This window comes from Frankia sp. EI5c (genome assembly GCF_001636565.1).
GTDB lineage: Bacteria > Actinomycetota > Actinomycetes > Frankiales > Frankiaceae > Parafrankia.
The window spans coordinates 82,799-94,731 of record NZ_LRTK01000017.1 but is presented as its reverse complement, the minus strand read 5'-3'; the positions used below and the strand labels follow the sequence as shown (position 1 = coordinate 94,731).

The 11,933-nt window shown below is 74.3% G+C and carries 10 protein-coding genes and 2 pseudogenes; 5 read left to right on the top strand and 7 right to left on the bottom strand.

Features of this window, described 5'->3' with window-relative positions; translation table 11 throughout:
* The first annotated feature begins 559 nt into the window (after positions 1-559).
* Positions 560-1,027 (top strand): hypothetical protein, encoded by a 468-nt coding sequence (locus UG55_RS10655; protein WP_066066580.1) that lies wholly within the window; start codon positions 560-562, stop codon positions 1,025-1,027.
* Positions 1,028-1,234: 207 nt separating this feature from the next.
* Positions 1,235-1,954 (top strand): ABC transporter ATP-binding protein, encoded by a 720-nt coding sequence (locus UG55_RS10650; protein WP_066066530.1) that lies wholly within the window; start codon positions 1,235-1,237, stop codon positions 1,952-1,954.
* A gap of 47 nt (positions 1,955-2,001) precedes the next feature.
* Here the strand turns inward: UG55_RS10650 and UG55_RS35195 are convergent.
* The 3 genes and pseudogenes from UG55_RS35195 to UG55_RS10645 all read right to left on the bottom strand — a co-directional run.
* Positions 2,002-2,174 (bottom strand): annotated as a pseudogene (locus UG55_RS35195) (arginase family protein); the annotation flags it as partial.
* A 1-nt stretch (position 2,175) separates the two neighbouring features.
* Positions 2,176-2,241: pseudogene (locus UG55_RS35190) on the bottom strand (hypothetical protein); the annotation flags it as partial.
* A 1-nt stretch (position 2,242) separates the two neighbouring features.
* On the bottom strand, positions 2,243-3,072 hold an 830-nt coding region (locus UG55_RS10645), incomplete at its 3' end, for an agmatinase family protein (protein ID WP_242424139.1).
* Between the two features lie 144 nt (positions 3,073-3,216).
* Between UG55_RS10645 and UG55_RS10640 the strand changes: the two genes are divergently transcribed.
* Positions 3,217-3,681: a DUF2752 domain-containing protein gene (locus UG55_RS10640; RefSeq protein WP_128422929.1), complete on the top strand. Its 465-nt coding sequence runs from the start codon at positions 3,217-3,219 to the stop codon at positions 3,679-3,681.
* 662 nt (positions 3,682-4,343) lie between these two features.
* On the opposite strand, the gene UG55_RS10635 is transcribed toward UG55_RS10640, so the two are convergent.
* Positions 4,344-5,207 (bottom strand): RNA methyltransferase, encoded by an 864-nt coding sequence (locus tag UG55_RS10635; RefSeq protein ID WP_066066525.1) that lies wholly within the window; start codon positions 5,205-5,207, stop codon positions 4,344-4,346.
* Positions 5,208-5,393: 186 nt separating this feature from the next.
* On the opposite strand from UG55_RS10635, the gene UG55_RS10630 reads away from it, so the two are divergent.
* Positions 5,394-6,761: an 8-oxoguanine deaminase gene (locus tag UG55_RS10630; protein WP_066066520.1), complete on the top strand. Its 1,368-nt coding sequence runs from the start codon at positions 5,394-5,396 to the stop codon at positions 6,759-6,761.
* Between the two features lie 390 nt (positions 6,762-7,151).
* Entirely contained in the window at positions 7,152-8,510 is a 1,359-nt protein-coding gene (locus UG55_RS10625; RefSeq protein WP_066066517.1) for a DUF6986 family protein, read from the top strand.
* On the opposite strand, the gene uraH is transcribed toward UG55_RS10625, so the two are convergent.
* The 3 genes from uraH to allB form a co-directional block, all read right to left on the bottom strand.
* Positions 8,495-8,821 carry a hydroxyisourate hydrolase gene (gene uraH, locus UG55_RS10620; protein ID WP_066066514.1) on the bottom strand — a complete coding sequence of 109 codons (327 nt, stop codon included), beginning with the start codon at positions 8,819-8,821 and terminating at the stop codon, positions 8,495-8,497. The two genes, UG55_RS10625 and uraH, sit on opposite strands and share 16 nt — an antisense overlap.
* Positions 8,822-8,912: 91 nt before the next feature.
* On the bottom strand, positions 8,913-10,475 hold the full coding sequence (locus UG55_RS10615) for an allantoicase (RefSeq protein WP_066066511.1): 1,563 nt from the start codon (positions 10,473-10,475) through the stop codon (positions 8,913-8,915).
* A gap of 49 nt (positions 10,476-10,524) precedes the next feature.
* The gene (gene allB / locus UG55_RS10610; protein WP_066066508.1) at positions 10,525-11,931 is read right to left on the bottom strand and encodes an allantoinase AllB; all 1,407 of its coding nucleotides are present in this window, start codon (positions 11,929-11,931) and stop codon (positions 10,525-10,527) included.
* Between the last annotated feature and the right edge of the window lie 2 nt (positions 11,932-11,933).

Below are 11,933 nucleotides of genomic sequence, written 5' to 3'. Positions count from 1 at the left end.
CTCCGGCTCCGGCTCCGGCTCCGGCTCCGGGGAAGTGTCGAGCTTCGGTGCCGCCGGCGCCTCGGTCGTCGGGGGTGCCGAGTCGGAGGACTCGGCCTCCACGACNGGCGGCACGCACAGCCGATTGACAATCAGCCCACCGGGGCCCGGTCCTCGGTCCAACCTGCCCTGCGCCGCGAGACGGCGGCAGACCTGGTTCACCGTTGCGCGATTCGCGGCGATCGCCTCGGCCAGCGAGCCGTCATCCAGTCCGTCGGGAATCAGCGCGAGCTGCTCGAGAATCCGCTCAGCAACAGTAGCCACATTTGGGGACGCTATACGTTATCCCCTCCCCTTCCTCCAGCGGGGGTGTGCGAGCGAGCCGGCTACTGGACGGTCGGCCCGGTTAGCCCCGTCGGTCCCGGGAAGGGCCTTGGTCGGGGACGGCCGGAGCACCACCTGATCCCGGGCGCCGAGTGATCCGAAACACCGGCGACCCATCGCGCATGGTGCTCCGGCCGCCCCACCCGTGTTCACGCCGCATCAGCTCGGCCGTTCGCACCGGAACAAGGAGGCAGTGATGACATGGCCCGCCTCGGACAGCCAGCCAGGCCTTGACGTCCCCACCCTGGACGACAGCTCTCCGCTGGAACGCGCCGAGATCACCGACAGCGACGACCTCGGGTCGACCGACGCCGGACTCGACCCGCTCGACGACAGCTGGGACCCGCCGGATCGCCCCAGCGGCCTGATCCGCAATCCGATCACACCGCGGGAGGAACGCTCCTCGTCCTTCGATCGTCAGCTCGCCGCCGAGGTCCCCGATCTCGATCCATATGCGGAGACGGATAGCGGCGGGCTGGGCCGCGACGAGGACAATGATTTCTTCGCCACCGAGGGAACTAACGATTCGGCGTTCACTGATCCGGCGCCGGATGAAGTTGTGGAGAGCTCCGACGGGGCCCACCGACAGTATCGGTCCGCAGACCAGGAGTCGTGGCGGCGAACCGCGGAAGAGGACGCGCTCCACCTCGACCCGCGCTCCTGACCCAGGGCATCCGGCAGTGTACTGATCACTTGCCGGCCGAGGGTGCGTCCGAACTGAATGTTCGATAACCGCACGCCCAACGGGAATCCACCGAGGGCGTCCCGTGCAGCGCACGCAAAGGGGTGCCCGATCCGCTGTTCCGGCCCGGGTGAGACTGTCGTTTCCGCCCCGTACGCGCCGGGCGGGCCGGGGCAGCTGGGGGTGAGCATGGCGGAGGGTGGCCGTCGCGCCGGCCGGGTCGATCTGGTCGGGCTGAGCCGGCGGTTCGGGGACCGCACCGCGCTCGACGCGGTCAGCCTGACGGTCAATGCCGGTGAGTATTTCTGTCTCCAGGGCCCGCCCGGCAGCGGCAAGACGGCGGCGCTGCGGCTGGTGGCCGGCCTCGACCAGCCTTCCTCCGGCCACGTCCTGCTTGACGGCGAGGACAACACCGGTATGCCCGCCTACCGCCGCGCGGTCAGCGCGATATTCGGCGGCTACACACTGTTTCCGTTTCTTGATGTTGCCGCGAATGTCGCCTTCGGGCTACGGCACGCCCACGGCCCGGCCATGCCCGGCCGCGCCGAGACGTCGGCGCGGGTCCGGTCCGCGCTGGTGGCCGTTCAGATGTCCGAATACGCGCGGCGCCGCCCGCCCCAGCTCTCCGGCGAGCAGCAGCAGCGGGTGGCGCTGGCCCGCGCGCTGGTGGGGCGGCCGCGGATTCTGCTGCTCGATGATCCGCTCGGTGCCATGGACGAGCAACTGCGCCCGGCCCTGCGCGAAGGCCTCCGGACGCTGCAACGCCAGATCGGCGTGACCATCATGCACGCCACCCCCGACCGCGACGAGGCGCTGGCCCTGGCCGACCGGCTCGCCGTGCTGGACGGCGGGCGGATCCTGCGGGCTGGCACGGCCCGGGAAGTCCACCCGGAGCCCACGGCCGCCTGAAGCGAGCGGCCGCGGGCGGTGGCGAGCGGCGGTGGGCGGACGGCCCGTCAGGGCCGGGGAGCGTGACCGGGCTGGTCCGGGAAACCGCCGGCCTCGGTGCGGCGGCGGTGCGCCAGCGCGGCGAAGATCTCCAGCGCCACCCGGTGGGCGCTGTTCACGGTCGTCTCCGCGTGGTCGTACGGCGGGGACACCTCGACGATGTCCGCCGCGGCGATGGGCGNGTCGAGGGCGATCTGGCGCACGGCCCGCAGCAGGTCAGCCGGGGTCATGCCGCCCGGTTCGGGGGTNCCGGTGCCAGGCGCGAACCCCGGGTCGAGCACGTCGATGTCCACCGACAGATACAGCGCGCGGCAGCCGTCCACCGCCTGCGCGATCGCCTCGGCCACGACGTCACGGCTTCCCCGCTCCCAGATCTCGTGCATCAGATGCCAGCGCATTCCCTGCTCGCGCATCCAGGCGAAGACGTCCGGCGGCGGCCAGTAGCCGCGCAGCCCCACCTGGACGAAGTTGCGCCCGCGCACCGCGCCGGACTCGATCAGCCGGCGCATCGGCGTGCCGTGTGACGCGAGGTTTCCGTCGATGATGTCCGCGGTGTCGGCGTGCGCGTCGAAATGGAGCAGGCCGAGCTCGCCCCAGCCGACCGCCTCCGCGACGCCGCTGGCCGCCGGCCAGGTTATCGAGTGGTCACCACCGATGATCAGCGGCGTGATGCCGAGCCGGGCGATGTCACCGACCTTCGTCCGGATGTTGCGGTGGGAGACCTCGGTCAGGCCGTGGGGGCAGTGCGCGTCACCGGCGTCGACCACGTCGAGCCAGTCGTAGATCTCGATCCCGAGGTCGAGATGGTAGCTGCCCGGGTTGTAGGCCAGCGCGCGCAGCGCCCGCGGCCCGAAACGAGCGCCTGGCCGGTGCGTCGTGGCGATATCGAACGGCGCGCCGACGACGGCGACGTCCGGACGGCGCGCGCGCAGTTCGTCGATGCCGGGCAGCCAGGGCAGCCCGGCGAACGTGGCGAGGCCCGCATACCCCGGAGCATCCGGCCCGGGGTCATCCGGAGGGAGGATTCGACCCGCGTAAGGGGGAACCGGAGCGGACGCCGCATCGCCGCCGTGTGTCATACGTTCCACCCCAGTCCAATACCGTTGGANGTCCGTGCCACGGCCGATCGTCGGTCGGGCGGCGCCCCGGTCAGGCGTCAGCGCCGGTCGGATTCCAGCCTCTCGCACCCGCCAGGTGCCCGCATCTGGCCCTACCCTGAGTCGGTGGATCTCCGCACGTTCGGCAGGTATGTCCTCACCCCGCGCCGGGACTACTCGCCAGGGGCGCGGCTGGCGGGGCTGACCGCTGTCGCGGCGATCGCCGCCGGGGTGTCCGCCCGGATCTACCTGGTGGACCCCGCGGAGCCGGGGCATTACCCGAGCTGCCCGTTCCGGGCTCTGACCGGCTGGGACTGCCCGGGCTGCGGCAGCCTGCGCGGGCTGCACCAGCTGCTGCACGGCCAGCTGACCGCCGCCGCCGACCACAACGTTTTCATGGTCGTCGCGGTGCCCGCGCTCACCCTGGCCTGGCTGGTCGCCGTCGCCCGGGCGGCGGGCTGGCGACGGCGGCTCCCGGCCGTACCCGTCCCCGCGCTGACCGCCCTGCCCATCCTGGTCGGCGTCTTCTGGGTGCTGCGGAACCTGCCCCTGCCGGTGGGCGACTGGCTGGCGTCCGGGAGCTGGCGGTAGCGGCGGTAGCGGTAGCGGTAGCGGTGGCGGTCAGTGTGCTTCTTCGGCTGTCGAGCCGCGCCCAGCGCTGGTCACCGTCAGCGATCTGACGGTGGTGGATGGCGTTTCGGGGTGCGGATCCCGGTGTTCCGGGCGCGGGTGTGAGCGTCGCGTTCCCGCGCCTATAGGGCTTTCCGTGTCCCGCGCGCAGAACCTTGACCACCACCATCGCGGGAGGGCCGCAACCCCTGGGCCGCGGAGGACACAGGCAGCCCTATAGGCGCGGACACCGCACATTCTCCGGACCTGGCGGATGGTGCGGGTGACCGTGTCCCGGACCTCTCCGCCGTCTGAAGGCCCTGGTAGCGGGCCTGCGGCCAGACTGCCGCCGGCGACGGCGGCCCGGCCCACCTGCCCCGGCGCCACACCGCGGTAGCGGGGTTCCTCCTCGAAGCCGTAGACGCCGGGCGGGTGGACGATCAGCGACCCGCCGCGGGCCCCGCCCCGCGGACCCGCACGCCCCACACCCCACCCGACCGCACGGGACATCCCACCCGATCAGACATCGTCGTCACCTCGGCGCTCGGGCAGCCACCGAACCACCGAACCAACGCCGACGGCCGCCGACGGTCGCTGACAGCCGCTGACAGCCACTGACGGCCGCCAGCCGAGCGCTGACCCGGTCAGCAGCGGATTCCCAGCACGTAGCAGGCGATCGCGGCTGTCGCCGCGACGTTGAGGGAGTCAACCCCGTGGGCCATCGGGATCCGCGCCCGTCTGGTGGCCTGGGCCAGCACCTCGTCGGTGAGCCCGTTTCCCTCGGTACCGAGCAGCACCGCGACGCGGGCCTGGGCACCGGCGCCGACGACGGCACCGGCACTCGCAACCACCGCCAGTTCCTCGGCGTCCGGTGCGGGGGTCAGCGCCACGACCTCGAACCCCGCCGTGCGCAGCAGCTCCAGGGCGGCGGGCCACGGCTCCAGGCGGGCGTACGGGACGGCGAAGACCTCACCCATCGACACCCGCACCGAGCGCCGGTACAGCGGATCCGCGCACCGCGGGCTCAGCAGGACGGCGTCCATGCCCAGACCGGCGGCCGACCGGAAGATCGCGCCGAGGTTGGTGTGGCTGACGAGGTCCTCGCACACGAGCACCCGCCGTGCGGAGGCGAGCAGCCGCGCCGGGTCGAGCGGCGGCCGGCGGCACATCGACGCAAGCGCCCCGCGATGGACCTCGAACCCGGTGATCGCCGCCAGTACCGACGGCCCCGCGACGTACACGGGCGGGGCGGCCTCGCCGGGCGGAGGCACCGCCCAGAACCGCGTCGGAACCGCGTCGAGCCGCGCCGGCGACACCAGTGCCGAGCGGGGCGGGTAGCCGGCACGCAGCGCTCGTTCGATCACCCGCTCACCCTCGGCGATGAACAGCCCCTGCTCCGGTTCGCGGCGGCGGCGCAGCGCGACGTCGGTCAGCGCGACGTAGTCCGCCACCCGCGGGTCCGCCGGGTCGTCGATCGGCACGATCTCCCGGCCACGCTGCGCGCTCACCCGTCCCCCGTCCACCGCGCCGCCGCCCGGTTGTCTTTCCCACGAAACCCACGACCAGCAGAATCAGCCCTCATGACCGCACCCGGACCAGCGGACGGCCGCGCCGCCGGCAGGAACAGCACCGCAGCCACCAGACCGGCACGCCCCAGCGAAGCTCCGCCACACCCGGCCGCGGCGGATCTTCTGGTGCTCGGCGCCGAACTGGTCGCGACGGTCGACGCCGATCGCCGGGAGATCGCGGGCGGCTGGGTGGCGATCACCGACGGGCTCGTCAGCGCGATCGGCGGCCCCGGGCAGGCACCGCCCGCCGCCACCCGGACCCTGCGCGCCGACGGCTGCCTGGTGACGCCGGGGCTGGTGAACACACATCACCACATCTACCAGAACCTCACCCGCTCCTTCGCCCCGGCACTCGGCGGAACCCTTTTCACCTGGCTGCAGACGCTCTATCCCCTCTGGGCCCGGCTGGACGAGGAGGCCGTCCACACCTCCGCCTTCGTCGGGCTGACGGAGCTGGCACTCGGCGGCTGCACCACCTCGACGGATCACCTCTACGTCCACCCCCGGGGCGGCGGCGACCTCATCTCGGCCGAGATCGCGGCGGCGCGGTCGCTGGGCATGCGCTTCCACCCCACCCGCGGCTCGATGTCCCTCTCCGTGAAGGACGGCGGGCTGCCACCGGACTCGGTCGTGCAGGACCCGGACGAGATCCTGGCCGACTCGGCGCGGCTGGTCGCCCGCCACCACGACCGGTCCCACGGGGCGATGGTGCGCATCGCGCTCGCGCCGTGCTCCCCGTTCTCGGTGAGCCCCGAGCTCATGAGGGCCACCGCGGAACTGGCGGAGTCCCTCGACGTCCGGCTGCACACGCATCTGGCCGAGGACCCGGAGGAGGACGACTACTGCCTCGCGGTGTTCGGCCGGCGGCCGATCGACCAGTTCGCCGAGGTGGGGTGGGGCAGCGACCGGGCCTGGGTCGCGCACTGCATCTGCCCGAACGACGAGGAGGTCACCCGGCTCGGCGCCTGGGGCACGGGGGTCGCGCACTGCCCCAGCAGCAACATGATTCTCGGCGGCGGACTCGCCCCGGTGGCGGAGTTCCGCGCCGCCGGCGTCCCGGTCGGGCTGGGCTGCGACGGGTCGTCGTCGGCCGACTCCGCCTCGCTCTGGCTGGAGGCGCGCACCGCCATGCTCCTGGGCCGGCTCCGGCGGGGGGCCGCGGCGATGTCGGCCCGCGACGCGCTGGAGATGGCGACCCGAGGTGGCGCCGCCTGCCTCGGCCGGGTCGGCGAGATCGGCGAGCTGTCCGTGGGCTCCGCGGGTGACCTGGTGATCTGGCCGCTGGACGGGGTCGCGTTCGCCGGGGCCCTGTCCGACCCCATCGACGCGTGGCTGCGCTGTGGGCCGACCGCCGCCCGGCACACGGTCGTCGCCGGGCGCCTGGTGGTGGAGGACGGCCTGCCGGTGCATCCGGATCTGGGCGAGATGCTCCACAACCACCGCCGGATCGCCGGTGGCATCCAGGCCGCGTTCGAGGGTCCCGATCATGGCTGACCCCGGCTGCCGGCACTACCGTCACCGCTGCCGATACCACCGGCGCCGCCGGGGCCCGGCAGCGTTCAGCCTGGTCACCGGGCCTCAGCGGGCTCGTCCACGTTGGCCCCGGTTGGTCGCTGCCTGCTCCGAAGCAGTATTCTTGGGCAGAGGATCCGCGACTCAGAAGGCTCGCCCGCCATCTGGCGGCCCGGTGCCCGGCCGGTTCCTCGGCGGCCGAGCCTGGATCGCGACCCAGGCAGCCGCCGTCGGTGCCGACCGCCGAATCCCCCGATCGGCCCAGTCAGCGCCGGCGGCGGCGCGATGCGCACCGCCCACCCGCCACCGGCCGGCGCCCGGCCGACATCACCCGAGTGGGCGGTATGCGCAGGGCGGACCGGTGCCGCGTTGATGTCACCTTCCACGCCCGGGCCCGACGGCCGGCGGCCGCCAACCCTCCCCGCGGGCACCGTCGCCGCGCTCACCGCGAGGCTGGGGCGGCTCGACGCCGTGCTGGCCGCCCGGCTTCCCGGCGATCCCGGTACCCGCCAGCCGGTCCACACCTGCTACGTGCCCGCCGACCGGATACATCCGGAGATCGTCACCCAGTGGGGTGCGGCCGCGCGCGACGCTCTCCGCCGGCACGCGCCGGACCCCGGCACGCTTGCCGCCGTCACCCTGGGCCGCACCCCGCAGCGCGGTGCCGAGGCCGCGGGCAACGACGATCCCGAGCTTGCCGCGGATGTGTACGCGCATGTCGTCGGGGCGCTGTCGGCCGAGCCGATCCAGGATCTCAGAGTCGATCTGGAGGACGGCTACGGCCCGCGCCCCGACGACGCCGAGGACACCGACACCGTGGCGGCGGCCGAAGCCCTGCGGGCCGCCTCCGCCGCCGGGCTGCTGCCGGCCTCGTACGGCCTGCGCCCCAAATCGCTCGACCCGGCCGTCCGGGCGCGTGGGCTGCGCAGCCTCGACCTCTTCCTCACCACCCTCGCCGGGGACGACGGGCCACCGCCCGGCCTGGTGGTGACCCTGCCGAAGGTCAGCGCACCGGAACAGGTGAAGGTCTTCGCGGACGTCCTCAGCGTGCTGGAACACCGGCTCGGGATCCCGCCGACCGCGCTGGAGATCCAGGTCGAGACGCCGGCCGCGGTGCTGGGCCTGCCGGCGCTGGTGGCGGCCGCCCCCGAACGGCTGACGGGTCTGCATGTCGGGACGTACGACTACTCGGCGGCGCTCGGCATCTCCGCGGCCGACCAGGCCAGCGATCACCCCGCGGTCGAGCTCGCCACCTCGCTGATGCAGCTCGCCGCCGCGGGCACCGGCGTCCGGGTGGCCGACGGCTCGTCGAACCTGCTGCCGGCCGGAACGACCGCCGAGGTCCACGCCGGCTGGCGGCGCCACGCCGGGCTGATCCGCCGCGCCTGGTCCCGAGGGCTCTACCAGGGCTGGGACCTGCACCCCGCGCAACTGGTCAGCCGGCACGCCGCGGTCGGCGGCTGCCTGCTGAGCGGTCTGCCCGCGGCCCTGCGCCGCCTCGCCGACTATGCCGCCGCCCGCGCCGGCGGATCGGTCGCCGACGAGCCGGCGACCGCGCGGGCGCTGGCCGGCCACGTCCTGCGCGCCCTGGACGCCCGGCTGCTGGACGATGCCCGGTTGCGCGCCGCGGGCCTGGACCACGCCACCGTCGCCCGGCTGGGCGGCCGGGCGGACCCCCGGCCGGCCGAACCGGTTGCCGGCCGGCCGGGCCGGGATCAGGCCCCGCGGTAGGTGGTGTACCCGTAGGGCGCGAGCAGCAGGGGCACGTGATGGTGCTCGGCCGCGTCCCGGATGACGAACACCACCGCGACCTCGGGGTGGAAGGCCGAGTGCCCGGCGGTGTCGAACACCAGGCGCCAGGTGCCGGCACTGTCCGCGGGCAGGTCCCCCGCGCGCCCGTCGGCGTCCGTCACCGTCTGGGCGACCGGGCGCCAGCCCTTCACCGCGCCGTCCAGCGTCAGCGCGGCCCGCTCCAGCCGCACGGGGACGCCTACTGCCGGCTTGCCCGCGCCGGTGTCCAGCACATGGGTCGACAGGCTCACGCACACCGCCTTCTCCGACCGCGCCGCGGCGGTTGCCGGGCCGCGGCCTGTGTCATCACTGCCACCATTTGTTACTGACCGGAACCACCNGTCACTGACCGGTGATCAGGTGCCGCAGGCGCAGGGCCGTGATCTCGGCCTGCTGACCGGCCGCCACCCGAAGCTCGGTTTCCGGATCGTTGGCCATTCTCGCGCGCAGCAGCTCCAGCATCTCCTCCGCGCCACGCCCGGCGGCGCGGACCAGGAAGACGAAACCGAAGCGGTCCTCGTAGGCGGCGTTGCCCTCGGCGAGTGCCCGCCGGACCTCGTCACCGGCCTGCTCCAGCGCGGCCTGCTCCCGGCGGGGGGCGTCGATGGTGACGACGGTGGCCCGGGAGGACGTGGGCGGGGTCGGCGCGGGCGCCGGGCGCTCCCCGATGCGGGGGTGCGCGGTGAAGGCTTCCAGCCAGGCCGACTCGGGCAGATCCCACCAGGCCTGTTCCGCGGCGGGCAGCAGCGCGGCGAGGGTGCCGAAGGGGCGGCCGGCGACGACGGCGTCCGCCCAGTCCTCGGAGCCGCAGCAGGCCAGCAGCTCCTCCCGGGCCGCCGCGGGCGCCAGCGAGTCGAACCAGCGCATGGCGAGCGCCTCCCGCCCGGTCGGGGTCGGGTTCCCGAGGAGCCGCAGCCGGGCGAGGCCGCCGTCCGGGATCGCGTCGACGCGCACATGGGTCGCCTCGACCGGCACCTCGAGGTCGAACAGGTGCCGGGTGTTCGGCTGGACGCGGGTGCGCGGCAGCAGCGGCCGCCAGTCGGTGATCGCCGCCAGGCCGCCCGCCGCGGCCTCGTCGTCACCGACCTCGGGAGCGTTCGCCGCCCACAGGGCGACGGCGCGCGGGGCGTTGCCGCGGAAGTGCCGGGTGTCGACCTCGGCACGCACCACGGTCCCCTCGGTGCTCAGCCGGACCACCGCCCAGTCGTGCCCCTCGCCACGCCGGCGCCGGGTCTCCCAGCCCTCCCCCATGACGCGGGCGTCGCCGGAGGCGTTCAGGTTGTGGCGGTCGCCGTAGTGCATGTCGCTGGCCGCCACGACGACCCCGCCCAGATAGGCGGCCGCGAGGTCGGAGGTGACCCGATCGAGCAGCCGCGGGTCCGGTACGACCACGCCGTGCACCCGCAGCCGGGCCACCCCGCCGTCCGGGTGGATGGTCAGCCGCAGGTGGCTGATCCGGAACCTGGCCTCGACCGGCACCGACAGCACGTTGACGGAATCCGCGGACACCGGCGTGCGGCTGACCAGCGGCACCCAGGTGACGGAGTCCTCGGCGACCTCCTCGGCGGACGGGTAGCCGGCCAGGGTGGCCCCGTGCAGCTCGACCGACTCCGGGGCGTTGCCGGTGAAATGGGTCGTGTCGACGGTCACGGCGTGCACGATCCCGGGCGAGCCGAGCCGCACGATCGCCCAGTCCGCTCCGGGCAGGTCCCGGCGGCGCCGGGTCTCCCACCCGTCGGTCCACTGGCCGCGCTCGGTGAACACCCCCGGGCGGACCGTCGGCGCCTCGGGCAGCAGCATCCGCTCGGCGAGAGCGAAGAACTCGTCGTTCACCGCGACGACGGAACCCCCGAACCGGGCGGCGGCGAGATCGACGAGGTTCGTCAGGTCGGGCGCGTCGGTCATTCGGGCTCCTTCGACTCCGGCGGGCGGACAGCCGGCTCCCCGGCGACCGTCACCGCGTGAGCAACCGGCCCCGGACTGGTCGGTCACCGTCCGCCCGGTGCCCCCGCAGATACGTCGCGAGCACCACACCATCCAGCGTTCGCCCAGCGTATGGCGTCAGCGGGTGGCGATGACGCAGCAGGGCCGGTTCGACGACGAAGCTCAGGTCGGGGTCGAGCACCACCAGATCGGCGTCGGCGCCGACCGCGATGCGGCCTTTGGATCCGGCTGGGGCCGCGCCGGCACCGGGCACCCCGAGGCCGGGTGCGCCGAGGCCGGCGAGATCGGCCGGTCCCGAGCACATCCACTCGACGACGTCGGCGAGGCCGTGCCCCCGCCGGCGCGCCGCGGTCCACACGGCCGGGAGCCCGAGCTGAATCGACGCGATCCCGCCCCAGGCGGTCCCGAAGTCGCCGGTGTCGATCGACTTCAGCGCCGGGGTGGCCGGCGAGTGGTCGGTGACGACCCCGGCGAACAGCCCGGCCGCCAGGCCGTCCCACAGCCGGTCCAGGTTCGGCCGCTCCCGGATCGGCGGCGCGCACTTGAAGACGGTCGCGCCGTCGGGCACCTCCTCGGCGGTGAAGGTCAGGTAGTGCGGGCAGGTCTCCGCGGTCAGCGGCAGGCCCTCCTCGCGGGCGGCGACCACGTCGTCGAGCGCCTCGGCCGCCGCCAGGTGCAGCACGTGCAGCGGCGCTCCGGTGGACGCGCAGAGGGCGGCGAGCGAGGCCACCGCGGCGCGCTCGGCGGCCGGCGGCCGGGAGCGCAGCCAGCTGGCGAAGGCGCGGCCCGCCGCCGGCGGCGCGCCCGCGAGCACCGACGGCGACTCGGCGTGGACCACGGTGAGGGCACCCAGCCGGGCGGTGTGCCGCGCCGCGGCGGCGAGGGCGTCCAGGCTCACGTGCGGGAACTCCTCGACCCCCGACGGGGCGAGGAACGCCTTGAAGCCGAAGACGCCCGCGTCGTGCAGCGCCGCCAGGTCGGCTAGCCGGCGGGCGTCGGCACCGATGATGCCGCCCCAGAAGCCGACGTCGACCGCGACCCGGCCTGCCGCGGCGGCCCGCTTCGCCGCCAGGGCCGCGAGCGAGGTGGTCGGCGGGATCGAGTTCAGCGGCATGTCGATGATCGTCGTGACGCCGCCCGCCGCCGCGGCGCGGGTGGCGGTGGCGAACCCCTCCCACTCCGTTCGGCCCGGCTCGTTGACGTGGACGTGCGTGTCCACGACACCGGGCATGAGCACCAGGTCACCCAGGTCGGTGACCGCGGCACCGGCGGGGACCTCCGTCGGGGCGGTGACGGCGGTGATCCGCCCGTCGGTGACGTGGACGGCCGCTGGTCGCACGCCGGCCGGCAGCACGACCCGGCCCGATCTGACCACCTCGACGGATTCGGGCAGCACCACCCGGTCAGGCCCCGGCATCC